23 protein-coding genes are annotated in these 26346 nt (G+C 70.6%); 7 read left to right on the top strand and 16 right to left on the bottom strand.

The annotated features are described in order from the left end of the window. Positions 1-3 precede the first annotated feature (3 nt). The 3 genes from rocD to ABGA98_RS21400 all read right to left on the bottom strand — a co-directional run bounded on the left by rocD (position 4) and on the right by ABGA98_RS21400 (position 2628). Positions 4-1218 carry an ornithine--oxo-acid transaminase gene (gene rocD / locus ABGA98_RS21410; protein ID WP_347620128.1) on the bottom strand — a complete coding sequence of 405 codons (1215 nt, stop codon included), beginning with the start codon at positions 1216-1218 and terminating at the stop codon, positions 4-6. A 2-nt stretch (positions 1219-1220) separates the two neighbouring features. After that, positions 1221-2018 carry a dimethylargininase gene (gene ddaH, locus ABGA98_RS21405; RefSeq protein WP_347620127.1) on the bottom strand — a complete coding sequence of 266 codons (798 nt, stop codon included), beginning with the start codon at positions 2016-2018 and terminating at the stop codon, positions 1221-1223. A gap of 124 nt (positions 2019-2142) precedes the next feature. Beyond that, complete coding sequence (locus ABGA98_RS21400; RefSeq protein ID WP_347620126.1) at positions 2143-2628, bottom strand: Lrp/AsnC family transcriptional regulator; 486 nt, start codon at positions 2626-2628, stop codon at positions 2143-2145. 92 nt (positions 2629-2720) lie between these two features. Between ABGA98_RS21400 and ABGA98_RS21395 the strand changes: the two genes are divergently transcribed. Further along, the gene (locus ABGA98_RS21395; RefSeq protein ID WP_347620125.1) at positions 2721-5072 is read left to right on the top strand and encodes a GH1 family beta-glucosidase; all 2352 of its coding nucleotides are present in this window, start codon (positions 2721-2723) and stop codon (positions 5070-5072) included. Between the two features lie 100 nt (positions 5073-5172). On the opposite strand, the gene ABGA98_RS21390 is transcribed toward ABGA98_RS21395, so the two are convergent. The 3 genes from ABGA98_RS21390 to ABGA98_RS21380 all read right to left on the bottom strand — a co-directional run bounded on the left by ABGA98_RS21390 (position 5173) and on the right by ABGA98_RS21380 (position 9252). Next, complete coding sequence (locus ABGA98_RS21390; protein ID WP_347620124.1) at positions 5173-6576, bottom strand: glycoside hydrolase family 16 protein; 1404 nt, start codon at positions 6574-6576, stop codon at positions 5173-5175. 388 nt (positions 6577-6964) lie between these two features. After that, entirely contained in the window at positions 6965-7687 is a 723-nt protein-coding gene (locus ABGA98_RS21385; RefSeq protein WP_347620123.1) for a DUF5941 domain-containing protein, read from the bottom strand. Next, positions 7684-9252, bottom strand: a complete 1569-nt coding sequence (locus tag ABGA98_RS21380; RefSeq protein WP_347620122.1) for a CDP-alcohol phosphatidyltransferase family protein — start codon at positions 9250-9252, stop codon at positions 7684-7686. Before ABGA98_RS21380 ends, ABGA98_RS21385 begins: the two co-directional genes overlap by 4 nt. 150 nt (positions 9253-9402) lie before the next feature. On the opposite strand from ABGA98_RS21380, the gene recO reads away from it, so the two are divergent. Then, positions 9403-10137, top strand: a complete 735-nt coding sequence (gene recO, locus ABGA98_RS21375; RefSeq protein WP_347620121.1) for a DNA repair protein RecO — start codon at positions 9403-9405, stop codon at positions 10135-10137. Further along, entirely contained in the window at positions 10134-10907 is a 774-nt protein-coding gene (locus ABGA98_RS21370) for an isoprenyl transferase (RefSeq protein WP_347620120.1), read from the top strand. The genes recO and ABGA98_RS21370 overlap by 4 nt, the downstream gene beginning before the upstream one ends. A 4-nt stretch (positions 10908-10911) precedes the next feature. Here the strand turns inward: ABGA98_RS21370 and ABGA98_RS21365 are convergent, their stop codons facing one another. Next, positions 10912-11460 (bottom strand): CGNR zinc finger domain-containing protein, encoded by a 549-nt coding sequence (locus ABGA98_RS21365; protein ID WP_165974772.1) that lies wholly within the window; start codon positions 11458-11460, stop codon positions 10912-10914. A gap of 71 nt (positions 11461-11531) precedes the next feature. On the opposite strand from ABGA98_RS21365, the gene ABGA98_RS21360 reads away from it, so the two are divergent. Continuing rightward, complete coding sequence (locus ABGA98_RS21360; RefSeq protein WP_347620119.1) at positions 11532-12449, top strand: DMT family transporter; 918 nt, start codon at positions 11532-11534, stop codon at positions 12447-12449. Here the strand turns inward: ABGA98_RS21360 and ABGA98_RS21355 are convergent. The 9 genes from ABGA98_RS21355 to ABGA98_RS21315 all read right to left on the bottom strand — a co-directional run bounded on the left by ABGA98_RS21355 (position 12389) and on the right by ABGA98_RS21315 (position 21964). Next, complete coding sequence (locus ABGA98_RS21355) at positions 12389-12778, bottom strand: transcriptional repressor (protein WP_347620118.1); 390 nt, start codon at positions 12776-12778, stop codon at positions 12389-12391. The two genes, ABGA98_RS21360 and ABGA98_RS21355, sit on opposite strands and share 61 nt — an antisense overlap. Continuing rightward, positions 12775-13647, bottom strand: a complete 873-nt coding sequence (locus tag ABGA98_RS21350) for a metal ABC transporter permease (protein WP_347620458.1) — start codon at positions 13645-13647, stop codon at positions 12775-12777. Before ABGA98_RS21350 ends, ABGA98_RS21355 begins: the two co-directional genes overlap by 4 nt. Then, the gene (locus ABGA98_RS21345; protein ID WP_347620117.1) at positions 13647-14429 is read right to left on the bottom strand and encodes a metal ABC transporter ATP-binding protein; all 783 of its coding nucleotides are present in this window, start codon (positions 14427-14429) and stop codon (positions 13647-13649) included. Before ABGA98_RS21345 ends, ABGA98_RS21350 begins: the two co-directional genes overlap by 1 nt. Further along, on the bottom strand, positions 14426-15304 hold the full coding sequence (locus ABGA98_RS21340; protein ID WP_347620116.1) for a metal ABC transporter substrate-binding protein: 879 nt from the start codon (positions 15302-15304) through the stop codon (positions 14426-14428). Before ABGA98_RS21340 ends, ABGA98_RS21345 begins: the two co-directional genes overlap by 4 nt. 268 nt (positions 15305-15572) lie before the next feature. Beyond that, positions 15573-16406: a formate dehydrogenase accessory sulfurtransferase FdhD gene (gene fdhD, locus ABGA98_RS21335; protein ID WP_347620115.1), complete on the bottom strand. Its 834-nt coding sequence runs from the start codon at positions 16404-16406 to the stop codon at positions 15573-15575. Next, entirely contained in the window at positions 16399-17241 is an 843-nt protein-coding gene (locus ABGA98_RS21330; protein ID WP_347620114.1) for a 2Fe-2S iron-sulfur cluster-binding protein, read from the bottom strand. The genes fdhD and ABGA98_RS21330 overlap by 8 nt, the downstream gene beginning before the upstream one ends. Next, complete coding sequence (locus ABGA98_RS21325) at positions 17238-19043, bottom strand: NAD(P)H-dependent oxidoreductase subunit E (RefSeq protein WP_347620113.1); 1806 nt, start codon at positions 19041-19043, stop codon at positions 17238-17240. The genes ABGA98_RS21330 and ABGA98_RS21325 overlap by 4 nt, the downstream gene beginning before the upstream one ends. A gap of 4 nt (positions 19044-19047) precedes the next feature. Continuing rightward, positions 19048-20949 carry a molybdopterin-dependent oxidoreductase gene (locus ABGA98_RS21320; protein WP_347620112.1) on the bottom strand — a complete coding sequence of 634 codons (1902 nt, stop codon included), beginning with the start codon at positions 20947-20949 and terminating at the stop codon, positions 19048-19050. A 37-nt stretch (positions 20950-20986) separates the two neighbouring features. Then, positions 20987-21964, bottom strand: coding sequence for a 2-dehydropantoate 2-reductase (locus tag ABGA98_RS21315; protein WP_347620111.1), 978 nt, complete (start codon positions 21962-21964; stop codon positions 20987-20989). Positions 21965-22094: 130 nt separating this feature from the next. Here ABGA98_RS21315 and ABGA98_RS21310 point away from each other — a divergent pair, with 130 nt between their 5' ends. From ABGA98_RS21310 to frc, 3 genes are all read left to right on the top strand, one after another. Beyond that, positions 22095-23342 carry a molybdopterin-binding protein gene (locus tag ABGA98_RS21310; RefSeq protein ID WP_347620457.1) on the top strand — a complete coding sequence of 416 codons (1248 nt, stop codon included), beginning with the start codon at positions 22095-22097 and terminating at the stop codon, positions 23340-23342. Positions 23343-23431: 89 nt separating this feature from the next. Continuing rightward, the gene (locus ABGA98_RS21305; protein WP_347620110.1) at positions 23432-25102 is read left to right on the top strand and encodes a thiamine pyrophosphate-binding protein; all 1671 of its coding nucleotides are present in this window, start codon (positions 23432-23434) and stop codon (positions 25100-25102) included. 12 nt (positions 25103-25114) lie between these two features. Continuing rightward, positions 25115-26338 (top strand): formyl-CoA transferase, encoded by a 1224-nt coding sequence (frc, locus tag ABGA98_RS21300; protein ID WP_347620109.1) that lies wholly within the window; start codon positions 25115-25117, stop codon positions 26336-26338. The last annotated feature ends 8 nt before the right edge of the window (positions 26339-26346 follow it).

Here is a 26346-nt window from a genome sequence, read left to right as displayed (position 1 = left end):
GCCCTACCGTTCCTTCAAGGCGTAGAGAGCGTCGGTGAGCTGGTCGATCCCCCAGATCAGGTCGTCCTCGGAGACGACGATCGGCGGAGCCAGCCGGATCGTGGAGCCCTGCGTGTCCTTGACCAGCACGCCGCGCCTCAGCATCGCCTTCGACACCTCGCGCCCGGTGGCCAGCGACGGATCGATGTCCACGCCCGCCCACAGCCCGCGACCGCGGATCTCGGAGACACCTTTGCCGAGCAGGCCGCGCAGCCGGGCGTGCAGGGTCTCGCCGAGCTTGGTGGCCCTGGCCTGGAACTCGCCGGTGTTCAGCAGCTCGATGACCGCGATGCCGACCGCGCACGCCAGCGGGTTGCCGCCGAACGTGGACCCGTGCTGGCCGGGGTGGATGACGCCGAGCACGTCGCGGTCGGCCGCGATGGCCGACACCGGTACGACGCCGCCGCCGAGGGCCTTGCCCAGGACGTAGATGTCGGGCACGACCCCTTCGACGTCGCACGCGAACGTCTGCCCGGTGCGGCCCAGGCCTGACTGGATCTCGTCGGCGATCATCAGCATCCCGCCGGCCGAGCACAGCTCCCTGACCTCGGTCAGGTAGCCGTCCGGCGGCACCAGCACCCCGGCCTCGCCCTGGATGGGCTCGACGAGCACGGCGACCGTGTTGGCGTCGACGGCCTGCCTGATCGCGTCGGCCGAGCCGTAGGGCACGATCCTGAAGCCCGGCGTGTAGGGGCCGAAGTTGTCGTGGGCGTCGGCGTCGGTGGAGAAGCTGATGATCGTGGTGGTGCGGCCGTGGAAGTTGTTCTCCATCACGATGATGTTGGCCTGGTCGGGCTCGACGCCCTTGACCTCGTAGCCCCACTTGCGCGCCACCTTGATGGCGGTCTCGACGGCCTCGGCGCCGGTGTTCATGGGCAGGACCATGTCCTTGCCCGTGAGGTCGCCCAGTCCGGCGCAGAAGTGCGCGAACTGGTCGTGGTAGAACGCGCGGCTGGTCAGGGTCAGCCGTTCGAGCTGCTCCCTCGCCGCCTCGACGATCTTCGGGTGGCCGTGGCCGAAGTTGAGCGAGGAATAGCCGGACAGGCAGTCCAGATAACGTTTCCCCTCGACGTCGGTGACCCACGCTCCATGCGCCTCGTGGATCACCACGGGCAGCGGGTGGTAGTTGTGTGCGCTCCGGCTCTCGCTGATCTCGATCAGCTCTGCGCTGGTGGTCATGGTCAGTTCTCCCCCCTGATCTCCAGTGTGCAGCACTTGGGGCCCCCACCCGCCTTACGCAGCTCCGACAGGTCGACCGGGAGCACCTCATACCCTCGGCGTTTGAGCTCCAACTGCAGGTTGGAGGCCTCGGCGTTGATCACCACGTGGGTGCCGTCGCTGACCGCGTTCAGGCCGAGCACCTCGGCGTCCAGGGCGGTCGCCAGCACCGCGTCGGGGAACATGTGGCGCAGCACCTCCTGGCTGCCCCGCGAGAAGGCCTGCGGGTAGTAGGCGACGTTCCGGCCGTCCAGCGGGAACAGCGCCGTGTCCAGGTGGTAGAAGCGCGGGTCGACCAGGGTCAGCGAGATCACCGGCCGGCCCAGGATCTCCTGCGCCTCCTGGTGGGCGCGCACGTCCGTGCGGAAGCCCGTGCCGGCGAGGACGATCTCGTCGAGCGTGAGGAAGTCGCCCTCGCCCTCGTTGACGTGCTGCGGCTCGTGCGCCGGATATCCGCGTTCGGCGAACCAGCGCAGATAGGCCGGGCCCTCGGGGCCGCGCTGCGGGTAGGCGAACCTGGCGCCGTAGACGCGCCCGTCGACGACCAGCGCGCCGTTGGCGGCGAACACCATGTCGGGCAGCCCGTCGATCGGGTCGATCAGGCTGACGCGATGGCCGAGTTCCTCGTATGCGGCTTTGAGGTCTTCCCACTGCCGAACCGCGATGTCGCGGGACGCGCCGGCTTCGGGGCGCATCCATGGATTGATGCTGTATTCGACGGCGAAGTACTCAGGGCGACACATGAGGAAGTGTTTGGGCATGCAGCGCTCCATCATCGTTGACCAGGGAGAATCCCGCTCTGGCGGGACGCAGCCAGCCTAGGAACCGCCCGTCATGGCGGCCAAGAGGTCGACATTGCGTATATGCGCAGGTCTGTTGCGTCTTTCAGGCGCCCATGTGCGATCCGTTGCGCGATCGGGGCACGGTGGTGCCAGGAGGTGCGTCCACCAGCCTGGAGAGCACGATGACGCTCTTGGTCCGCACCACGAACGTCTCCGCCGCGATGCGCTCGATCACCCGCTCCACGTGGCGGACGTCCGTCGCCCTGATGTGCAGCAGCGCGTCGGCCTCGCCGGTGATCGTGGCCGCCCCCACCACCTCGGGGAACTTGGCCACGGCCAGCGCGATGTCCGACGGCTTGGTCTTGCCCTGGCAGAACAGCTCCACGTAGGCCTCGGTCGTCCAGCCCAGCGCCTGGGGCGCCACCCGCGCGCTGAACCCGGTGATCGCCCCCGTCGCGCGCAGCCGGTCGACCCGGCGCTTGACCGCCGACGCGCTCAGCCCCACGTGATCACCGATGTCCGCGTACGTCGCACGGGCGTCGTCGACGAGCGCCGCGATGATGTCACGATCGAGCCGGTCCAGTTCCACGCGCTCTGTATACAGCCTGGCCAGGCTGGCGCGCGACGTGCGGCGCGCGGGAGACTGGGCGCCCGAACCGTGTCCGGAGGGTTTTCACCACGATGAGCGCAGCGAGTTTCCCCGAGGGTTTCGTCTGGGGAGTGTCGACCTCCGCTTTCCAGATCGAGGGGGCCACGACCGCCGGCGGCCGCGGCCCGTCCATCTGGGACGGCTTCTCCGCCGACCGCGCCGAGGCGTGCGACCATTACCACCGCCATACCGAGGACGTGCGGTTGATGAAAGACCTCGGAATAGCCGCCTACCGGTTTTCGGTGAGCTGGGCGAGGGTGATTCCCGACGGCTGCGGAAAGGTGAACACGGCCGGGCTCGACTTCTACGATCGGCTGCTCGACGAGTTGCTCGCCGCGGGCATCACCCCCTATGCCACCCTTTATCACTGGGACCTGCCGCAGGCGCTGGAAGACCAGGGCGGCTGGCCGGTCCGCGACACCGCCCGCCATTTCGCGGATTACGCCGCGGCCGTTCACGAGCGCCTCGGTGACCGGGTCGACACGTGGTTCACGGTGAACGAACCGTGGGTGGCGGCCTTTCTCGGATACGGCTCCGGCATTCACGCGCCCGGCAGGACGTCGGCGGCCGACGCCTTCCGCAGCGCCCACCACCTGCTGCTCGCCCACGGGCTGGCCGTCCAGGCGCTGCGCGCCGCCGGGGCCGCCACGGTGGGCGCCGTCGTCAACATCTCACCCGTGCTGACGCCCGCCCAGGTGAGCGACGCCGGCAGGGAGCTGAGCGAGGAGGACGCCGAGGCCGTGGCCAGGATCGACGCCCTGGCGAACCGGCAGTTCCTCGACCCGATGTTGCGCGGCGCCTACCCCGCCGACCTGATCCCGCTCATCGAGCGCCACGCGGGGCTCGGCCACGTCCGCGACGGCGACCTCGACGTCATCGCAAGGCCCATCGACCTGATCGGCGTCAACTACTACGCGCCGCTGGTGGTGCAGGCGCAGCCCAGCGAACCCGCCGATCCGGCTTTCCCCGGAAGCGAGGGCGTGCTCTTCTGCACGGTGCCCACGGCGGTCACCGCCATGGGCTGGCCCATCGTGCCCGGGTGCCTCTCCCAGCTGCTCGGCCGCCTTTCGCGGGAATATCCGGAAACCGACCTGATGATCACCGAGAACGGCGCCGACTTCGTCGACGTGGTGACCGGTGACGGCATTCACGACGTCGACAGGATCAGCTTCATCGAGGAGCACCTGCGCGCCCTGAGATCCGCGATCGAGAACGGCGCCAGGGTCCGCGGATATTTCGTCTGGACGCTGCTCGACAACCTCGAATGGGCCGACGGCTACCAGCGCAAGTTCGGCCTCGTGCACGTGGACTTCGCCACCCAGCAACGCCGCCCGAAGGACAGCGCCCGGTGGTATCACGACGTCATCGTGCGCAACGGCCTGACCGAGACCCGTGCCAGACGGCCCACCCTGGAGACCGTGGCCGCCCGCGCCCGCGTCTCCAGAGCCACGGTCTCGCGCGTCGTCAACGGCGAGAGCTCGGTGAGCCCCGAGGTCCGCGCGACGGTGATGCGGGCCGTCAGAGAGCTCGGCTACGTGCCCAACGCCGCCGCCCGCAGCCTGGTCACCCGGCGTACCAACACGGTCGCCCTCGTGTTGTCGGTGCCCAGGCAAGGCGGCGATCCGCTGACCGCGGCCGTCGTCCAGTACGTCACCAGCATGCTGGAGGGCGCGGGCAAGCAGATCACGCTCATGCTGGCCGACACCGCGGAGAGCCACCGCCGCATCGCCTCCCACGTGGAGGCGCGGCTGGCGGACGGCGTCGTGCTCCTGCCGCCCGACCGGGCCGACACCCTGGCCGAGCGGCTCTCGCGGACCGGCGTGCCGATCGTGCTGCTCGGCAAACCCGCGGTCGCGTCGCTGGTGCCGTACGTGGACGTCGACAACGCCGGGGGAGCGGCGGCCGCCACCGAGCACCTCATCGCGCGCGGCCGCCGCCACATCGGCATGATCTGCGGCCCCATGGACCTGACCTCCGTCCAGGACCGCCTCGCCGGTCACCGCACGGCCCTCCACCGCGCCGGCATGCGGCCGATCCTGGCCCCGGCCGACGACCTCACCCGCGCGTCCGGCGCGGCGGCCGCGCGCCAGCTCATCGGCGACAACCCGTCACTGGACGCGATCTTCGCGGCCGGGGACCAGCTCGCCATCGGGGCGTTGCGGGCGGCGCAGGAGGCCGGGCGGCGGGTGCCGGACGACCTGGCGATCGCGGGCTTCGACGACATCGACGCCGCCTCGGCCACCACCCCGCCGCTCACCACCGTGCGCGTCCCGGTCGCCGACCAGGCCCTCGCGCTCGCCCGGCTCCTGCTGTCGCGCCTGGAGGGCCGCCACGTCACGTCCGTCGTGCTCCCGGCCCGGCTCGTGGTCAGAGAATCCACCTGACGCCCACCCTCCTCGGGCACGAGGCGGCGGGTCGCCGCCGGGCCGGCTGCGGCGGGCCCGTACGCACGGGGATCACGCGCGTACGGGCCCCGCAGGGCGGTCAGGTGGTGGAGAAGGTGAACCAGTTGACGTTGACGAAGTCGGCCGGCTGGCCGCTGCTGAAGGTGAGGTAGACCGTGTGCGTCCCGGTCACCCCGGAGATGTTGGCCGGGATGGTGCGCCAGCTCTGCCATCCGCCGGTGTTCCCCACGGCGAAGTCACCGATGGGCGTGGCCGTGGGACTGCCGAGCCGCACCTGCACCAGCCCGCTGACCCCGGCGCCCGCCCCGGACGCCACCCTGGCCTTGAACTGGTGGGCGGCCTGCGAGCCGAACCGCACTCCGTCGAAGCGCAGCCAGTCGCCGTTGGAGATGCCGCCGACGTTCTGGCCGCCGCCCGAGTCGGTGGTCGACTCGACCATGGTGCCCGACTGGGCGGTGTAACGCTCGGCCTGGATGGTGGAGCGGGCGTCGATGTCGCCGGGCGGGTCGGTCGGGTCGGGGTCGGGGTCGCCGCCCCCCGTGCCGCTCTGCCAGACCGCGACGTAGTCCACCATCATCGGCCTGCCGGGCACGGTGTCACCCGTGGGGGTCCCGAAGCCGGCCACGCCGTTGGGGAACGCGCCGCCCATCGCCACGTTGAGCAGCAGGAAGTAGCCGGCGTGACCGGTCATGTTGTTCCAGGTCGTGGCGTCGAACCGGGACTGGCTGAGGCTGTGGAACAGCTGGCCGTCCACGTACCAGCGCAGCTGGTTGGGGCTCACGCTGCGGTCCCACTCGAAGCGGTAGGTGTGGTAGGCCGACTGGCAGGACGAGCCGGGGCAGGCGCGGCTGGCGCCGAGGCCGTTGTTCTCCTCGCACGGCCCGCCGGGGGCGACGCCGCAGTGGAGCACGGCCCAGACGGAGTTGAGGCCGTTGACGTTCTCCATGATGTCGAACTCGCCGATCCCCGGCCAGTTCCAGTAGTTCCCCCGGTACGGCGACCCGAGCGCCCAGAACGCCGGCCAGTAGCCGAGGGCGGCGTTGCCGGTCACGTTCGGCATCTGGATGCGGCCCTCGATGCGCAGGATGCGCCCGTCGGCGGGCTTGAAGTCGGAGCGCCTGGTCTCGATGCGGGCCGAGGTCCACTCGCCGGAGCCGCTGCGCAGCGGGGTGATGCGCAGGTTGCCCGAGCCGTCGAGGCTGAGGTTGGAGGTGCTGGAGGTGTAGTTCTGGATCTCGCCGGTGCCCCAGTTGGCCGGGCCGCCGGGGTACGCGTGCCCCGTGTCGATGATCCAGTTGTCCGATGAGGGCAGGGTGTTCGCCGGGCCGTTGAAGTCGTCCGACCAGACCAGTGACCAGCCGGACGGTGTGGACGGCACGGAGGCCGAGGCGCCGGCGGTCATCTGGACGAGCAGCCCGGTGAGTGCGGTGAGCACCACGGCCACGGCCGCCAGGCGGCGCCGGTGCCTGTTCGCTGTTGTCATCATCGCTCCATGGGGGGTGTGGATGCGAGAGAGCGCTCTCTCAACGATGTGAACACAGCGCGTACGTCCTGTCAACGATCACGGCACAGGGCACCCCGCCCTGGCAAAGTGCCGACCGGAGAGCTGCCAGAGAGCGCTCTCGTTATGACTCCTGCGTACGTACCGGCAGGTTCACGGTGGTCGCGCCGGTCGCGGTCAGCGAGCGCGTGGGGGACGCCGGAGGGTAAGCCGACCTGGCACCCGGAAGCCAGGACGCCAGGCATCTTCCAGCCACTGAGGGACCACAAGAGAGCGGACCTGGTCGTGGCGGATCTCCACGGTCGACACCGGGAGACGGATGAGACCCGCGGCACCGCACGGACGTCGGTGCCGCGGGTCTCGACCCGGGTCAGCCCTTGGCGGTCTCGCCGTTGGCCTGTGCCTGCTCCATCGCCTCTTCGGGGGAGGCCTCGAGGTCCTGCTCGGCGTCGGCGGACTGGGCGGAGGACTTGTCGAGGCGGACCCAGCTCGTCACGCTCTCCACCGCGAACAGGACGAACAGGTAGGCCGTCAGCACCGCCAGCACCGGGGTCAGCGCTCCGAGCGCGGCTCCGGCGCCGATGATGAGCAGGCGCAGCTCCCATCCGAGGCCCGCGTGGAACACCCAGGCGGGCGGCCAGATGCTCTGGCGGGTGCGGTAGACGGTGTCGTAGGTGTGGTAACCCACGACGTACACCAGCACGAACAGCAGCCACCTCGGCGCGTCGGCCGCGAGGCCGATGGCGATCATGGTGAGGAACTCGGTGCCCCGCAGCAGTGGCGGGGTCAGCCAGTCGAAGCGGCCCAGATGGTCGCGCGGCGCGGTGGGCAGCACCAGCAGCAGCATGATCGCCACGGGCAGGAGCAGGATCGGGCCCGGCTCCAGCACGCCGGCGACGATGAGGCCGACGATCGCCAGCAGGGCGACGAGCGTGGCGGGCACTGGGGGCAAGCCCCTGCCGATCTTGCCGGCCAGTGCGTGGGCGAGCGGGCCGTCGTCGCGGTAGGCGAGCAGGCGGGCGGTCTGGATGCGGCGGCGTTCCTCGTCGGGATCCGGCGTGGGGGTGGCCATGGCCTGCGGTTGGGTGATCATACGAGCGACCTCATGAGGCGTCCGGTGAGGGTGTAGATGGCGGCGACGGAGCCCCAGATCACCAAGGTGAGGAAGGTGATCCGGGCGTCGAAGAGGGCGGCGGTGATCGCGATGGCCGCGAACCGCTCGCCGATGGGGAAGACGATCATCTTACGCGCCCAGTGGACCGCGCGGTTCTTGCCCGCCTTGCTCCACATCTTGAGCACGCCCCGCACGCCCTGGTTGCGCTCGACCTTCCGCCGCGTCAGCGCCTCGCGCAGATCGCGGTCGTCGGGCGCGTCGAGTGCCAGGGTGGGCAGCTTGGCCGGTGGCTTGCGGCGGTTGGAGATGCCGAAGGAGAAGTCGAGCAGGTGGCGCACCGACTGCAGGCCCAGCGCGGCCAGCGCCAGGATCCAGATGTCCTCGCTGTTGCCGGAGACCACCCAGCCGATGGCCAGGCCGGCGAAGACCACGTATTCCTTGAACCGGTCGAACGTGGCGTCCAGCCATGCCCCCAGCACGCCGAACTTGCGGGCGTAGCGGGCCACCTGCCCGTCGACGCAGTCGAAGACGAACGCGAAGTAGATCAGGATCCCGCCCGCCACCATCCACGGGCGATCGCCCGTGGCGAAGCAGGCGGCCGCGGCCACGCCGAGCGCGATCGAGATCAGCGTGACCTGGTTGGGTGTCAGCCCGCGCCTGGCCGCCCAGCGGGCGATGAAGCGGGAGTAGGTGGAGACGAAGTAGGTGGTGAAGAAGCCGTCGGCGCCCTTGACCGCGTTGTTGAGCCTGGAGCGGTCTTCGTCCATGCCGGTCATCTCGGCGCCCGCCTCGTTGACCTCCTCCTGGGTGGTGACCCGGCGGTAGAACAGGTCGCGGCGGCCGCGGATGCCGACCGACACGCCGTTGCGCACCAGGCCGAACACGATGAGCTGCACCAGGTCGTCGTCGTCGCCGAAGCGGTGGGCGATCTCGGCCAGCTCGCGGCAGGTCTCGGCCAGCACGGGCGCGTTGCGCGCGCTCACGTGCAGCGGGCCGAGCAGCGCCGCGTTGGGCCTGGTGACCGCGTGGTGGGCGGTGCCCACCGAGACGATGCGGTTGGACTTGCCGATGCGGGCGCGGACGGGCAGGCCTTCGAGGCGTTCGTAGCCGATCTCCGGCTCCGCCTCCGTGATCGGGACGCGCCCCTCCTGGGCGGCCTCGTCGTCGCTGTCTTCCTGGCCGTTGTCCTCCTGACCGGTGTCCTCCGGCGCCTCCTCGGTGATCCCGTAGCGCGGCTCCTTCGCGACGAGCGCCAGCGCACCGCGCTTGGACTTGGTGATCTGGTAGATCAGCTCGTCGTGGACGACGGAGTTGGTCGGGATGATGAAGAGGTTTTCCGTTGCTGACGCGGCGACATCGGCCAGGGCTCGCAGGGCGGCGGCCACATCGCCTGACTCGATGGTGGCGGGCCGCGGATCCATGGAGGTGACCTGGCTGCGTAGTCGTTCGGCCACGATGGGGTTGCCGGTGAGCGCGGCCAGCCTCAGGCCGGTCGGAGAGGTTTCGGGGCCGGGCGAGGCGCCCAGCAGGACCACGCGGGTCATGTCTCCCTTTCGAGGCGGTTGCGGGGGGTTGAACAACGGGTGATGCGGGGACAGGCGTCAAAGTCTAGTGAGGGTTACGCAAAGTCGCGTCAACAGAGCATGCCCGTAACGTCCGCCCGTCGGTACCGAGAGTGGCCGTAAGATGTCCGAGTGAGTCTCTACCGTGACGAAGGCGTGGTCCTGCGTACACAGAAACTCGGTGAGGCCGACCGCATCGTCACCATTCTGGCCAAGCGCACGGGCAAAATCCGCGCGGTGGCCAAGGGCGTGCGCCGCACGACATCGCGTTTCGGGGCGAGACTCGAGCCGTTCACCCATGTCGACCTGCAGCTGCACACCGGGCGCACCCTCGACGTCGTCACCCAGGCGGAGACGCTGAGGCCCTATGGAGAGGCGCTGGCCGCCGACTATCCGCGCTACACCGCGGGCACCGCGATGCTGGAGACCGCCGACCGGCTGACGCACGGGGAGAAGGAGCCGGCGCTGCGGCAGTTCCTGCTCCTGGTGGGCGGGCTGCGCACGCTCGCCGACCGGGATCACGAGGCCAGATTGGTGCTGGACGCCTATTTCCTGCGCTCCCTGGCCGTGGCCGGCTACGCCCCCGTGCTCGACGCGTGCGCCCGGTGCCGGGCCCCGGCGATCAGGGCGTTCGCCATCGTGGCCGGCGGCGTGGTGTGCGGGGCGTGCAAGCCGTCCGGGTCCGTCGTGCCCGCCGGAGAGACGATCGGGCTCATGGGCGCGCTGCTGCGCGGCGACTGGGCCCTGGCCGACGCCTCCGAGTCGCGCCATCGCAGCGAGTGCAGCGGCCTTGTCGCCGCCTATCTGCAGTGGCACCTCGAACACGGCATACGCTCTCTCCGACACGTCGAAAGGGAGCCCGCGTGAACGTCCGACCACCGTCCCCGCATCCGTCAGGCGCGACGCCGCCGCCGATCCCGCGCGAGCTGGTGCCCCGGCACGTCGCGATCGTCATGGACGGAAACGGCCGCTGGGCCAAGGCGCGGGGGTTGCCGCGCACCGAGGGGCACAAAGCAGGCGAATCCTCGCTGTTCGACGTCATCGAGGGGGCTCTCGAGCTGGGCATCCCCTATCTGAGCGCGTACGCGTTCTCGACGGAGAACTGGAAGCGCTCGCCCGACGAGGTGCGTTTCCTCATGGGCTTCAACCGCGACGTCATCCGGCGGCGTCGCGACGAGCTCAACGCCATGGGCGTGCGCGTGCGCTGGGCCGGCCGGCCCGGGCGGCTGTGGAAGAGCGTCATCTCCGAACTGCAGACGGCCGAGGAGATGACCGTCGCCAACCGTACGCTGACACTGCAGTTCTGCGTCAACTACGGTGGTCAGGCCGAGATCGTGGACGCGGCGGTCCGGATGGCCGAGGACATCGCGGCCGGGCGGGTGAAGCCGTCCAAGGTCAACGAAAAGGTGTTCGCCCGCTATCTCGACGAGCCGGAGATCCCCGAGGTCGACCTGTTCGTACGGTCGTCGGGCGAGCAGCGGTTCTCCAACTTCCTGCTGTGGCAGTCGGCCTACGCCGAGATGGTCTTCCTCGACCGGCTCTGGCCCGACTTCGACCGCAGGGACCTGTGGGAGGCGTGCGAGATCTACGCCAAGCGCGACCGCCGCTACGGCGGGGCGCTGCCCAACCAGGTCTAGCGGCTCAGGCGCGGCGGCGGGCGCGATAGGCGGCGACGTGCATGCGGTTGCCGCACGTGCGGCTGTCACAGTAGACGCGCGAGCGGTTGCGTGACTCGTCGACGAACACCCGGTCGCAGTCGGGCGCCGCGCACGTGCGCAGGCGTTCGGCCTCGCCCTCGACCAGCAGGTGGGCCAGCGCCACCCCGCAGTCGGCCGCCACGTGCTCGGCCAGCGCCGCGTCGGCCGCGAAATAGTGCACGTGCAGCGGGTGCCCGTCGTGCTCCGTGAGCCTGGGCGTGATGCGCGTCTCCGACAGCAGCGCGTTCAACGTGCGGACCGCGGTCGGCTGGTCGGTGGCGGTGAAGACGCGGTGGAACGCCTCCCGCACCATCCGCACCTGGCCGAGATCGCGGGCCGTGAGCCGGCTCACGCCGCTGATCTGGCGGGACTCCACGAACGCCTGCAGTTCGGCCAGGCCGGCCAGGCCCTCGTCGCCGCCGGTGGACGGCGAGGTGTTGACCAGTTCGACAACGGTGGCCAGCGAATGCACCATGTCATGGCCAAACGGCATGTTGACTCCTGTACGCGCCGGGTTCTAGCGTTGTCGCAGCGTATCTCTTGCTCGGGGTCTCGGGGGTTTCCATGAGCGCACATCGGCGTATCGTCATGGTCGCGATCGCCGGAGCGCTCATCATCTCCACCTCTGGTCCCATGGTCCGCATGGCGGACGTGTCGCCCGCGACCTCCGCGTTCTTCCGCTGCGCGTACGCCGTGCCGCCGATGCTCGTGCTGGCCTGGCTGGAGCGGCGCAGATCAGGTCCGATGCCGCGCAAGGCGCTCCTGCTGGCCTATTCCGCGGGGGCGGTGTTCGCGCTCGACCTGCTGTTCTGGCACCACGCGATCGAGTACGTGGGCGCGGGGCTGGCGACCGTGCTGGGCAACCTGCAGGTGTTCATCGTGGCGTTCGCCGCCTGGGCGGTGTTCGGGGAGCGGCCGTCCACCCGGCTGATGGTCGGGACGCCGGTGGTGTTCGGCGGCGTGGTGCTGATCTCCGGGGTGTTCGACAGCGCGGCCTACGGCAGCGACCCCATGATGGGGGTGCTCGCGGGGGTGGCCACGTCGCTGTCGTACGCGGTGTTCCTGCTGCTGATGAAGGCAGGGCCGGATCGTGGCGCGGGCCCGCTGGCGCACGCGACCGTGGTGACCGCCGCGACGATCGCGCTGCTCAGCCCGGTGTTCGGGGGCGCGGACTTCACGCCGGACTGGCCCGGGCACGGATGGCTGCTGCTGCTCGCGCTCGGGCCGCAGGTGCTCGGGTGGTCGCTGATCACCTTTTCGCTGCCGCGCCAGCCCGCCGCGCTCACGGCGCTGCTGCTGCTGATCCAGCCCATGACGACCGTGGGGATCTCCGCGCTGGCGCTCGGGGAGCGCCCGTCGGTGTTGCAGCTCACGGGCTGCGCGGTGATCGTGCTCGGAGTGCTCTACGGCTCTCGCCGCGCTCAGCCCGTCCTGACCGAGGTGGAGCAGGACGAGCAGGTGCCGAAGACCTCGACCGTGTGAGTGATGTCGGTGAAGCCGTGCTCGGTGCCGACCAGCTCGGCCCAGCGCTCGACCGCGGGACCGTCGACCTCCACGGTGCGGCCGCAGCGGCGGCACACCAGGTGGTGGTGATGGGTGTCGCTCGCGCAGGCGCGGTAGACCGACTCGCCGTCGTCGGTGCGCAGCACGTCGACCTGACCGCCGTCGGCCAGCGCCTGCAGCGCGCGGTAGACCGTGGTCAGGCCGATCTTGGCGCCGTGGAGGCGCATCTCGGCATAGACGTCCTGCGCGCTGCGGAACCCCTCGCTCCTGCGGAGGGTGTCGTGGACGGCATCGCGTCTCGTGGTCATGCGACCTCCTCGACGCGCATCTTCGGTCGCTCGCTCAATGGTGACTCCTGGGTCCGGCCTCGCCGTACGAATCTACCGACACCGAGGGCCAGGACGAAGCCGGCGAGCGCAAGAAGCACGATCGCGGCTCCTGGAGGGACCTTGGCCGAGTAGGTGGAGGCGAGCAGGCCGCCCACGGAGGCGAGCACCCCGAACAGCATGGCCAGCAGCATCGTCGTGCGGAATCCCCGCGTCAGCTGCTGGCTGGTGGCCACCGGGATCACCATCAGCGCGCTGACCAGCAGCAGGCCGACCACGCGCATGGCGATGACGACGGTGAGCGCCGCCGTGACGGCGATCAGCAGGCTGAGGAAGCGCACGGGCAGGCCGCTGGCCCTGGCCATCTCCTCGTCCTGGCAGAGCACGAACAACTCCCTGCCGAAGATCACCACGACCGCGATCACGGCCGCGGCCAGCGCGGCGATGATCCAGATGTCCTCGGGTGTGACGCTGGCGATGGCGCCGAACAGGTAGGAGTTGAGCTTGGTGGTGCTGCCGCCCGGCGCGATGCCCATGAGCAGGACGCCGCCCGCGATCCCGCCGTAGAACAGCAGCGCCAGCGCCACGTCGCCGCTGGTGCGGCCGCGTGCCCTGACCAGCTCGATGGCCACGGCGCCGAGCACGGACACGATCACCGCGGTCAGCACCGGAGCGGTGCCGGTCAGGAACCCCAGCGCCACGCCGGTCAGCGCCACGTGGCCGATGCCGTCGCCGAGCAGCGACAACCGGCGCTGCACGATGAACGTGCCGACCGCGGGCGCGCAGAGCCCCACCAGCAGCGCCGCGATGAGCGCGAGCTGGAAGAGCTCCTCCTGTAGCAGCTCAATGATCATCGTGGGTCCCCCTGCCACCCCGTGAGCGGTCCCGCGCCCGGCTCGACGGCCGCGTGCGGGTGCTGGTGCTCGTGCCCTGGCCGCGCGCAGTCGCCCTCGGGCCGCGGCGGCCTGCCGTCGTGAGCGACCCGGCCCTCGCGGATCACGACGCCGCGCGTGATGATCGGCTCCAGCGGGCCGAGCTCGTGCGCGACCAGCACCACCGTCTTGCCGTCCAGAACCAGCGCGGAAAGGGTGTCGGCGAGCAGTTTCTGGGTCTCGGCGTCCACACCCGCGGTCGGCTCGTCCATCACGTACGTGTCCGGCTCCCCGGCCAGCGCGCGGGCGATGAGCACCCGCTGTTGCTGGCCACCGGACAACGACTGGACGGGGTCACCCTCGCGGTCGGCCAGCCTGACGGCCTCCAGCGCGCTCGCCACGGCAGCCCTGTCGGCCGTGCTCGTCCTGCGGAACCTGCTCTGCCTGGCGATCCGGCCCGAGGCCACGACCTCGCGTACGCTGGCGGGCACGCCGCCTCCGACGTGCAGCCGCTGCGGCACATAGCCGATGCGCCACCAGTCGCGGAACCTGGCCGGTGGCGAGCCGTACACCAGGGTCGTGCCGCCGGACAGCGGCGTGAGGCCGAGCAGTGCGCGGACCAGCGTGGACTTGCCCGAGCCGTTGGCGCCCAGAAGGGCGACGACCTCCCCGGGACGGACGGTCAGGTCGATCCCCCGCAGGACGGGCTTGCCCTCGAAGGAGACCCGGCCGCCGGTCATCGCGAAGGCCGTTTCGCTCATGCCGTACACCCCAGTGCTGTTTGTAGGGTTTTGAGGTTATCGCGCATGGCCGACAGGTAGTCGCCCGAGGGCTTGCCCTCCAGCGGGTCGAGCACGGCCGTCTTCGCGCCTACCTGGCTCGCGAGCACCTCGGCCACCTTCGGGCTGACCAGGGTCTCGGTGAAGATCGTGCGCACGCCCTCGGCCTTGGCGAGCTTGGCCACCTCGGAGATGCGGGTGGGCGACGGCTCGGTCTCCGGGTCGAGCGTGATGCCGACCTGCTTGAGCTTGTAGCGATCCGCGAGGTAGCCGAACGCCGAGTGCGCGGTGACCAGCGTCCTGGTCTCGCACGTGCGCAGGCCCTCGGTGAACTCCTGGTCGAGTGCGCCCAGCGCGGCGGCCGTCCTGGCGGCGCGGTCCTGGTACGCCTTGGCGTGGGGGGCGTCGGCGGCGGCCAGCCGCTCGCCCAGCGTCGTGGCGACGGTGGCCAGGCGGGACGGGTCGAGCCAGAGGTGCGGGTCGTGGTCGACCTCGTGGCCGTGCTCCTCGGCGCCCTCCTCCGCGCCCTCCTCCGCGTGCTCACTGGAGGGGATCGTCTTGACGGCGGTGGCGGCGTCGAAGCTCGTGTCGGGCTCCACGGCATCGTCCACGGCCGGTTGCACACCCCTGACATAGACGGTGAGGGCGGCGTTCCTGATCGCCGTGACCTGCTGGATGTTCAGCTCAAGGTCGTGCGGCTCGACGCCGGGCGCGGTCAGGCTCGTCACCTGGACGTCGGATCCCCCGACCTGCTCGGCCAGCCACTGGAGCGGATAGATGGCGGCGACCACCTCGGGCTTGCCGCCCTCCGCCGTGGTGGTGGCGGAGCCGGCGCCGCACGCGGCGGTGGTGATCAATGCGGCTCCCGCCAGCAAACGCGCAGCACAAGACCGGGAAAATCCTGAAATCATGCATCCAGTATGCGGCAGAATGAAAATGATTGTCAAAATCTAGCGCCGTGAACACAGGATGCCGGACGGCGGCTGGGGGCCCAGGCACGCCGTTCGGCATCCCGCGGTCGCCCCGGTGGTCGTGCGCCGGCAGAGCCGTTGCCGGCGCACGGAGCGACGTTCGCGGCCCCGTTCCGCGAGGCGCGCGTTCGCCCGGCGCCTCGCGGAGCGGGGTTCAGTCAGGGAGCAGGGCCTCCTCGGCCAGCCGGTGCTCGCCGGCGTAGACGTTCATCGAGTCGCCGCGGAGGAAACCGATGAGCGTCAGCCCTTCCTCCGCGGCCAGCTCGACCGCGAGCGAGGAGGGCGCGGACACCGCGGCGAGCACGGGGACGCCCCCCATGACCGCCTTCTGCACCAGCTCGAACGACGCCCTGCCGGACACCATCAGCACGGTGCCGCGCAACGGCAGCCGCCCGTTCCTGAGCGCCCAGCCGAGCAGCTTGTCGACGGCGTTGTGCCGGCCCACGTCCTCGCGCACGCACAGCGCCTCGCCGTCCGCCGTGAACAGGCCGGCCGCGTGCAGCCCTCCGGTCCTGTCGAAGACCCGCTGGGCCGCCCGCAGCCGCAGCGGCAGGGACGTGATCACCGGCTGCGTCAGCTCGACGGGGTCGTCGCCGGCGTTCCAGCGGGCCACGGTGCGCACCGCCTCCAGCGACGCCTTGCCGCAGACGCCGCAGGAGGAGGTGGTGTAGAAGTTGCGCGGCTCCGGTGCCGGGACGCCTGGTGCGAGCCGCACGTCGAGCACGTTGTAGGTGTTTCCGCCGTCCACCGTCGCGCCCGCGCAGTAGCGGATCGTGGCGATGTCGTCCGGCGAGCCCACGGCCCCCTCGCTGACGAGGAAGCCGGCGGCCAGGTCGAAGTCGTCGCCGGGCGTGCGCATGGTGACCGTCAGCGGCGTGCCGTTGAGCCGGATCTCCAGCGGCTCCTCGGCGGCCAGCGAGTCGATCTTGCGCGTGCGGGCGGTGTCCTTCACCCGCAGGATGCGGCGTTTGACGGAGACCCTAGACATAGCCGTACCCGAAGCGGCCCTTGACGCAGAGGTTGCCCTTGGTGACCGGGTTGTCGTGCGGCGAGGTCACCTTGACGATCTTGTTGTCCTGCACGTGCAGGGTCAGGTTGCAGCCGACCCCGCAGTAGCTGCAGATCGTCGTCGTCTCCGTCTGCTTCGACTCGTCCCAGGTGCCCTCGGCCCGCATGTCGAACTCGGTCTTGAACGACAGCGCGCCCGTGGGACACACCTCGACGCAGTTGCCGCAGTAGACGCAGGCCGAGTCGGTGAGCGGGGCGTCGAACTCCGTGGAGATCGTCGTGTCGAAGCCCCGGCCCGCGACGCCGATGGCGAAGGTGTTCTGCCACTGGTCGCCGCAGGCGTCCACGCACTTGTAGCACATGATGCACTTGCTGTAGTCGCGTACGTAGAGCTCGTTGTCGACCTTGGCAGGCTGCTCGACGGTGGCGGCGTCGTCGCCGAACCTGGCGGGGTCGGCGGCATATTCCTCCGTCCACTCGGCCGCCCTCGGGGTGGTCGACATGTCCACCGAGGAGCCGAGCAGCTCCAGCACGACCTTGCGGCTCTGCCGGGCGCGCTCGGTGTCGGTGCCGACCTTCATGCCCTTCTCGGCCTTCCTGGAGCAGGCGGGCGCCAGCGTCCGCGCGCCCTCCACCTCCACGACGCAGACCCGGCAGGCGTTCTTCGGGGTGAGCGTGTCGCCGTAGCAGAGCGTCGGGATGTCCTTGCCCGCCGCGGCGCACGCGTCGAGGATCGTCGAGCCCTCTGGCACGCGCACGGTCTCGCCGTCGATCTCGACGTCGATGAGCCGGCGGGGCGGCTGGAGCGGGATCATCTGAAAACTCCCAGGCGGTCGATGGCTGATTCGACGGCGTTCCAGGCGGTCTGTCCGAGGCCGCAGATGGAGGCGTCACGCATGGTCTGGCCGACCTCGCGCAGCAGCACGAGATCGTCGTCGTCGACCCGGCGCGAGAGCCGGTGCAGGGCCTCCTCCTGGCGTACCGTACCCACCCGGCAGGGCACGCACTGGCCGCACGACTCGTCGCGGAAGAACTCCGCGATGCGCAGCAGCAGGCTCTTGAGGTCCACGCCGTCGTCGATGACGAGCACCACGCCGGAGCCGAGCGTCGCGCCGGCGGCCCTGGTGCCCTCGAAGGTGAGCGGGATGTCCAGGTCGGTGACGAACGCGCCGGCCGCGCCGCCGAGCAGCACCGCCCTGGTCGTCCCGGTGGTGCCGGACAGGTCGAGCAGTTCGCGCAGCGTGGCGCCGAACGTCAGCTCGTACACGCCGGGGCGTTCCACCGCGCCCGAGACGCAGAACAGCTTCGGCTCGGCCGCCGCGTACGCCTGCGCCCCGTTCTCCAGGATCGGCAGCACGTTGACCAGCGTCTCGACGTTGTTGACCACGGTCGGCTTGCCGAACAGCCCTTTCTCCACCGGGAACGGCGGCTTGCTGCGCGGCTCGCCCCGCTGCCCCTCGATCGAGTTGAAGATCGCGGTCTCCTCGCCGCAGATGTACGCGCCCGCGCCCCTCCGCAGCTCGATGTCGAAGGACAGGCCCTTGCCGAGGATGTCGTCGCCGAGCAGCCCCCGCGCGCGGGCGGTCGCGATCGCGTGCTGGAGCCGCGCGACCGCCCGGGGATATTCGCCCCTGATGTAGAGGTATCCCTTGGCGCAGCCGGTGGCGTAGGCGGCGATCGTCATGGCCTCGACCAGCGCGTACGGGTCGCCCTCCATGATGACCCGGTCCTTGAACGTGCCCGGCTCGCTCTCGTCGGCGTTGCAGACCAGGTAGTGGGGGTGGTCCGGCTGGCGGGCCGTGGCGTCCCACTTGCGTCCCGTCGGGAACGCCGCGCCGCCCCTGCCGACCAGGCCCGACTCCAGCACCTCGCGGATCACTCCGGCGGGACCGAGGTCGAAGGCCCGCCGGAGCGCGGTGTAGCCGCCGGCCGCCCGGTAGTCGTCCAGGCTGGCCGGGTCGACGGTGCCGATTCTCCTGAGCAGGAGCAACCCGTCCTGCCCGGCCTGCGGCACCGCCGCCCGTTCTGGGGTCTCACCGGTGACCTTGACGCTCGGCGTGCTCCCGTTGGAGCTCGGCGGCGCCTCGGCCATGGTGGTGATCGTGTCGGGGGTGGCGGGGGCGTACACCTGCGCCACGGGCGGCGTGCCCGCCTCCAGGGCGAGCGCGGCCGGGGCCCGCTCGCACATCCCCAGGCAGGGGCTCTCCTGCCACGACGTGCCCGCCGGGCCGAAGTGGTCCTCGACGCGCTTGCGTACGGACTCCGCGCCCTTCGCCTGGCAGGCCAGGTCGGTGCAGACGTGCAGCATCCGCTTCGACCTGGGCTTCACGGAGAACAGCGCGTAGAACGTCGCCACCCCGTACGCCTCGGCCGGCGGGATCGTCAGGCGGCGGCAGATGTACTCCAGCGCCCCCTCACTGATCCACCCGACCCGGTCGTTGACCGCGTGCAGCGCCGGCAGCAGCTGGTCGCGGGCGGCCTCGGCGCGGGCGGCGAAGCGCAGGTCGGCCGCGGTCCTCGATCCGCCGTCCCAGGCGGAGGCGGGCGGCCCGAGCAGGGCGTCGACCGCCGCGCGCTCCTCCTCGGACGGCTCCGCGCCACGAAATCTCAGATCCATCTGATCACCCAGCCTTGACGAGCTTCTCGACGCGTACGGCGGCGGCCTTGAACTCGGCCGTGCCCGAGATCGGGTCGGTGGCCTCGATGGTCAAGGAGTTGGTGTCCACCTCGTCGGGGAAGTGGAACGTCATGAACACGAGCCCCGGCCGCAGGGCGGGATCGATGTACACCGGCGCGGTCACCGAGCCGCGCCGCGAGGTGATCCGCACCTCCTCGCCCTCGGTCAGCCCGAGCCGCTCGGCGTCCTCGGGGCAGAGCTCGATGGTCTCCCCGCGGCGCAGCGGTGAGGCGAAGCCGGACGACTGCACGCCGGTGTTGTAGGAGTCGAGCCGCCGGCCCGTGGTCAGCCGCAGCGGATACTCGTCGTCCAGCAGGTCCACCGGCGGCGAGTGCCGCAACACCGCGAACGGCGCCGGCATGCCCCGCTTCGACGGGTCGTTCTCCCAGAGCCTGCCGTGCAGGTATGGGGGCTCCAGCTCGTCCTCCGACGGGCAGGGCCACTGGATGCCCTGCAGGTCGGCCAGCCGCTGGTAGGTCATGCCCGTGTGCTGGGGGGACAGGGCGCGCAGTTCGTTCCAGACCTCCTCCGCGCCGTCGTAGTGCCAGTCGTGGCCCAGCCTGCGGGCGATCTCGCACATGATCCAGATGTCGTCGCGCGCCTCGCCCGGCGGCTCCAGGGCCTTGCGCACCCGCTGGACGCGGCGCTCGCTGTTGGTGAACGTGCCGTCCGCCTCGCACCAGGCGGCGCTGGCAGGCAGCACGACGTCGGCCATCTGGGCGGTCTTGGTGAGGAAGATGTCCTGCACGACGAGGTGGTCGAGCATGGACAGGCGCTTGACGCAGGCCAGCGAGTCGGCCTCCGACTGCACGGGATTCTCACCGATCAGATAGCAGGTGGTGACCTCGCCCTCGGCCATCGCCTCGAGCATCTCGGTGAGGTTGTGCCCGTACTTCGGCTGGATCGGCCGGCCCCACGCGCTCTCGAACCTGGCCCTGATGCCCGGGTCGAGGATGTCCTGGAAGCCGGGCAGGCGGTTGGGGATGGCGCCCATGTCGCCGCCGCCCTGCACGTTGTTCTGCCCGCGCAGCGGCGACAGGCCAGATCCGTAGCGGCCGACGTGGCCGGTCAGCAGGGACAGGTTGATCAGTGCCCGTACGTTGTCGGTGGCGTTGTGGTGCTCGGTGATGCCGAGCGTCCAGCACAGCTGGGCGCGGTCGGCGCGGGCGTAGGCGTGGGCCAGCTCGCGGATGGCGGCCGCGGGCACCCCGGTGACCTGCTCGGCCGCACTGAGCGTCCACGGCTCGACCGACTCCTTGAACTCCTCGAAGCCGATCGTGGCCCGCTCGATGAACGCCTCGTTGTGCAGGCCGGAGTGGATGATCTCGCGGGCCACCGCGTGGGCGAGCGGGATGTCCGTGCCGACGTTGAGCCCCAGCCACAGGTCGGCCCACTGGGCGGTGCCGGTGCGGCGGGGGTCGACCGCGAACATCCGCGCGCCCTTGCGGATGCCCTTGAGGACGTGCTGGAAGAAGATGGGGTGGGCGTTCCTGGCCGCCGAGCCCCACATGACGATCACGTCGGTGTCCTCGACCTCCTGGTAGGAGGAGGTGCCGCCGCCACTGCCGAACACCGCCGACAACCCGGCCACGCTCGGCGCGTGGCACGTGCGGTTGCAGGAGTCCACGTTGTTGGTGCCTATCACCACGCGGGTGAACTTCTGCCCGACGTAGTTCATCTCGTTGGTGGAACGGGCGCACGACAACATGGCGAAGCAGTCGGGGCCGTGCTTGGCGACGTTGCGGCGGAATCCCTCCGCCGCGCGCTCCAGCGCTTCCTCCCAGCTCGCCCTGCGCAGCACGCCGTTCTCGCGCACCAGTGGATGGGTCAGGCGGTCATAGCTCATGATCCCTCCATTCTGTATACAATCACGGTATTCCCAGCTAGACCGCGCGGACAAGGTTCGTGTTCAGCAGATCGCTCACAGCGTGGATCGCGCGCAGGGTCGGCACCTCCGCTCCGGTGAGGTCGGCCAGCTCGACCACCGCCGCCAGCAGCACGTCGAGCTCCAGCGGTTTGCCCTTCTCCAGATCCTGGAGCGTGGACGTCTTGTGCTCGCCGGCCTTCTCGGCCCCCCGCAGCCGGCGCTCGATCGAGATGCCGGGGTCGCAGCCCACCCGCCGCGCCACCTCGACCGTCTCCCGCATCATGGCCACGACCAGCTCCCTGGTGCCGTCGTGGCGGCAGATCCCGGCCATCGTCGCCCTGGCGAGCGCGCTGATCGGGTTGAAGGCGATGTTGCCCATGAGTTTGATCCAGACATCCCGGCGGAGATCACGCTCCACCGGGCACTTCAGCCCGCCCTCCACCGCTGCCTGGCTGAAGGCGGCGCACCGCTCGGTCAGCTCGCCGTTCGGCTCGCCGATGGAGAACCTGGTGCCCTCGAGGTGGCGGATCACACCCGGCGCCTCGATCTCGGTGGCGGCGTAGACCACGCAGCCGATCGCCCGGTGCAGCGGCAGCGCGGCCGTCACCGCGCCGCCCGGGTCGACGCTCTCGATGCGGTAGCCCTCGTACGGGCCCTTGAGCCCGTGGAAGTACCACCACGGGATGCCGTTCTGCGCGGCGATGACGCTCGTGGCCTCGTGCAGAAGCGGCCGGATCATGGGGCCGGCGGAGGCGTAACTGTTCGCCTTGAGGCCCAGGAAGATGTGGTCCACCGGGCCGACCTCGGTGGGGTCGTCGGTGGCATGGGGATGGGCGACGAAATCGCCCCTGGGGGTGAGCACCCGCACACCGGCGGCGCGTATCGCCTGCAGGTGCTCGCCTCTGGCGATGAGGTGCACCTCGACTCCCGCTCTGTGGAGGGCGGCCCCCACGTATGCGCCGATGGCGCCGGCGCCAAGAACAGCGACCTTCATCATCCGCTCCGTTCTCGCGTCGGACTGTCTGTACGGCCCCCGTACCGTGCATTCGGTATACAGTATGGAAAAAGTCGGGTCAAGGAGCGTACCTGTGACCGTTGTTCGGCATGAAGCAGTGGTGGAAGCGATGTCATGGGCCGCCGCGCGGGCCCTCGCGGCACGGTCGGTGGGGCGGTTGGAGCCGGCGCGAGTCCCGCTCCAGGAGGCGCTGGGCCGCCGCCTGACCGCTCCCTTGACGGCGCTGGTGCCGGTACCGGGCGTGGACGTGGCGGCGATGGACGGCTACGCCGTGGCGGGCCCGGGGCCGTGGCTGGTCGTGGGCGGCGTCCTGGCCGGGGGAGCGCCGTACGGGGGAGTGCTGCGGGCGGGGGAGGCGGTGGAGATCGCCACCGGCGCCCCCGCCCCGGCGGGGGCGGAGGCGGTGCTGCCCTACGAACACACGATCGCGGCACCGCCTCCCGGACGTCCCGACGCCCGTGCGGTCCCGGGACCGCACCGGCGTCCGGGGGCGGATCCCCTGTGGGTGGGCGGCACGGTCGAGGCCGGGCGGCACATCCGGCGGCGGGGCGAGGACATCGCCGAGGGCGCGGTCGTGCTCGGGGCGGGCGCCATGGTCACCCCCGCCGTGCTCGGGCTGGCCGCCTCGCTCGGCCACGACACCCTGCGGGTACGGCCCCAGATCCGGGTGTCGGTCCTGGTCACCGGCGACGAGGTGGTGCACGAAGGGCTCCCCGCGCCGGGCCGGGTCCGCGACGCCATCGGGCCGTTCCTGCCCGGCCTCGTGGAGTGGGCGGGCGGCCGCGTCGTCGGCACGACCCGCCTGCCCGACGGGCCCGGCGCCCTCCGCGAAGCCCTCGCCGCGCCGCCCTTCACGACGGGGACGGGCGGCGACGTGGCCGTCGTGTGCGGGGCGTCGTCGAAAGGGCCCGCCGACCACCTCCGGGGCGTGCTGGCCGAGCTCGGGGCGGAACTCCTCGTCGACGGCGTGGCCGTGCGTCCGGGGCACCCGCAGATGCTGGCCCGGCTGCCTGGCGGCGGGCTCGTCGTGGGGCTGCCGGGCAACCCGTTCGCGGCCCTCGCCGCGGCGCTCACCCTGCTGGCCCCTATCGTACGCGAGGCGGCGGGCCCATCGGCCGGCCCAGCGGCCGGCCCATCGGCCGGCGGGGAGACGAGCGCGCTCGCCGGGCCGGTCAGCGTGCACCCGAGGGACACGCGGCTGGTGCCGGTCAGGAGGTCCGGCCGCGGGGCCGTGCCGGTGGGCCATGACCGGCCCGGTTCGTTGTGGGGCGCCGCGCTCGCGGATGCCCTGGCCGTGGTGCCTCCGGGGTGGTCCGGTGAGCAGGTCGAGCTGATCGAGTTGCCCCAGGGGGGCTAGACAGGCCGTTCAGGAGGGAGTAACCATTGCGTTCATACGGTATGCAGTATGCGGAAGACAGCGCTCCGTCCCCCGGAAAGGGTTGAAGGATGTCGGAAACGATCTCTGGCGGTCATCTCGTAGCCAAGGCACTCAAGGCCGAGGGCGTAGAAGTGATCTACACGCTCTGCGGCGGCCACATCATCGATATCTATGACGGCTGCGTCGATGAGGGCATCGAGGTCATAGACGTACGCCACGAACAGGTAGCCGCGCACGCCGCGGACGGATACGCGCGCATCACCGGCAAGCCCGGCTGCGCGGTGGTCACCGCCGGACCGGGCACGACCGACGCGGTCACCGGCGTGGCCAACGCCTTCCGCGCCGAGAGCCCCATGTTGCTCATCGGCGGCCAGGGGGCTCTGAGCCAGCACAAGATGGGCTCGCTCCAGGACCTGCCGCACGTGGACATGATGGCCCCCATCACCAAGTTCGCGGCCACGGTGCCGAGCACGGAACGGGTGGCCGACATCGTGTCCATGGCCTTCCGCGAGTGCTACCACGGCGCTCCCGGCCCGTCGTTCCTGGAGATCCCGCGCGACGTGCTCGACGCGAAGGTCCCGCTCGAGAAGGCGCGGATCCCGGAGACCGGCCGCTACCGGGCCTCCACCCGCCAGGCCGGCGACCCCGAGGCGATCGAGCGGCTGGCCGACCTGCTGGCGCACGCCGAGAAGCCGGCGATTTTGCTCGGGAGCCAGGTCTGGACGTGCCGGGCGACCGACGCGGCGATCGACTTCGTCAGGGCGCTCAACGTGCCCGCGTACATGAACGGCTCGGGCCGCGGCACGCTCGCGCCGGGCGACCCGCACCACTTCCAGCTCAGCCGCAGGTACGCCTTCACCGAGGCCGACCTGATCATCATCGTCGGCACCCCGTTCGACTTCAGGATGGGGTACGGCAAGCGCCTGTCGCCGACCGCGACCGTCGTCCAGATCGACCTCGACTACCGCACCGTCGGCAAGAACCGGGACATCGACCTGGGCATCGTCGGCGACGCCGGCCTCATCCTCTCCGCCGCGGCCCAGGCGGCGAGCGGCCGCATCGGGGACGCCGCGGCCAAGCGCAAGGCGTGGCTCGAGGAACTGCGCACGGTCGAGACCCAGGCGTACGAGAAGCGCCTGCCCCGCCAGCACTCCGACGCCCAGCCCATCGACCCCTACCGCCTCGTCCACGAGATCAACGAGTTCCTCACCGAGGACACCATCTACATCGGCGACGGCGGCGACATCGTCACCTTCTCCGGCCAGGTCGTGCAGCCGAAGTCGCCCGGCCACTGGATGGACCCGGGACCGCTCGGCACGCTCGGCGTCGGCACCGCCTTCGCGATGGCGGCCAAGCAGGCGCGGCGCGACAAGGAGGTGCTGTGCCTGTTCGGTGACGGCGCCTTCAGCCTGACCGGCTGGGACTTCGAGACGATGGTCCGCTTCGACCTGCCGTTCATCGGGGTCATCGGCAACAACTCCTCGATGAACCAGATCAGGTACGGCCAGGCCGCCAAGTACGGCGAGGACCGCGCACGCGTCGGCAACACCCTCGGCGACATCCGTTACGGCGAGTTCGCCAAACTCCTCGGCGGCCACGGCGAGGAGGTCCGGGACCCGGCCGACATCCGTCCCGCGCTGGAGCGGGCCAGGGAGTCGGGCAAGCCCTCACTGATCAACGTATGGGTCGATCCGGACGTCTACGCCCCCGGAACGATGAACCAGACCATGTACAAGTAGGGGAAAAGCGACATGAAGGCTCTCGAAGGTGTCCGCGTCCTCGACATGACCCATGTCCAGTCCGGCCCGTCCGCCACCCAGATGCTCGCGTGGCTGGGCGCGGACGTGGTCAAGCTGGAAGCACCCAAAGGCGACATCACCCGGCAGCAACTCCGTGACGTGCCAGACGTCGACAGCCTCTATTTCACGATGCTCAACTGCAACAAGCGCAGCATCACCCTCAACATGAAGAGCGAGCGCGGCAAGGAGCTCTTCACCGAGCTCGTGAAGAACGCGGACGTCCTGGTCGAGAACTTCGGGCCGGGCGCGGTCGACCGCATGGGCTTCACCTGGGAACGCCTCCAGGAGCTCAACCCCCGCCTCATCTACGCCTCGATCAAGGGCTTCGGCTCCGGCCGGTACGCCAAGTTCAAGGCGTACGAGGTGATCGCGCAGGCGATGGGCGGCTCGATGAGCACCACCGGCTTCGAGGAGGGCCCGCCGCTGGCCACCGGGGCGCAGATCGGCGACTCGGGCACCGGCATCCACGCGGTCGCCGGCATTCTGGCGGCCCTCTACCAGCGCCAGCAGACCCAGCGCGGCCAGCGCGTACAGGTGGCCATGCAGCACGCCGTGCTGAACCTGTGCCGGGTCAAGCTGCGCGACCAGCAGCGGCTGGCGCACGGCCCGCTGCGCGAGTATCCCAACAAGACGTTCGGCGACGAGGTGCCCCGCTCGGGCAACGCCAGCGGCGGCGGCCAGCCGGGCTGGGCGGTGCGCTGCGCTCCCGGAGGCCCCAACGACTACATCTACGTGATCGTGCAGCCGGTCGGCTGGGAGCCGATCGCGAACATCATCGGCCGTCCCGAGCTGGCGGACGACCCCGAGTGGGCGACGCCGGAGGCGCGGCTGACCAAGCTGGACAAGATGTTCCAGCTCATCGAGGAGTGGACGATCCGCCACGACAAGTGGACGGTGCTCGACCGGCTCAACGGCGCCAACGTCCCTTGCGGGCCGATCCTGTCGACCAAGGAGCTGGTGGAGGACGAGAGCCTGCGCGAGGAGGGCATCGTCGTCAAGGTCGACCATCCGGAGCGCGGTGAGTTCGTGACGGTCGGCAGCCCGCTGCAGTTGTCCGACTCTCCGGTGGACGTCGTCACCCCGCCCCTGCTCGGCGAGCACAACCAGGACATCTACGGCGAGCTCGGCGTCAGCGCGGACGAGCTTGCCGAACTCAAGACGAACGGAGTCATCTAAGTGGAGCG

The sequence above is a fragment of the Nonomuraea sp. B1E8 genome, assembly GCF_039871515.1.
Classification (GTDB): domain Bacteria; phylum Actinomycetota; class Actinomycetes; order Streptosporangiales; family Streptosporangiaceae; genus Nonomuraea.
This window is presented reverse-complemented; position numbering and strand designations above follow the sequence as displayed.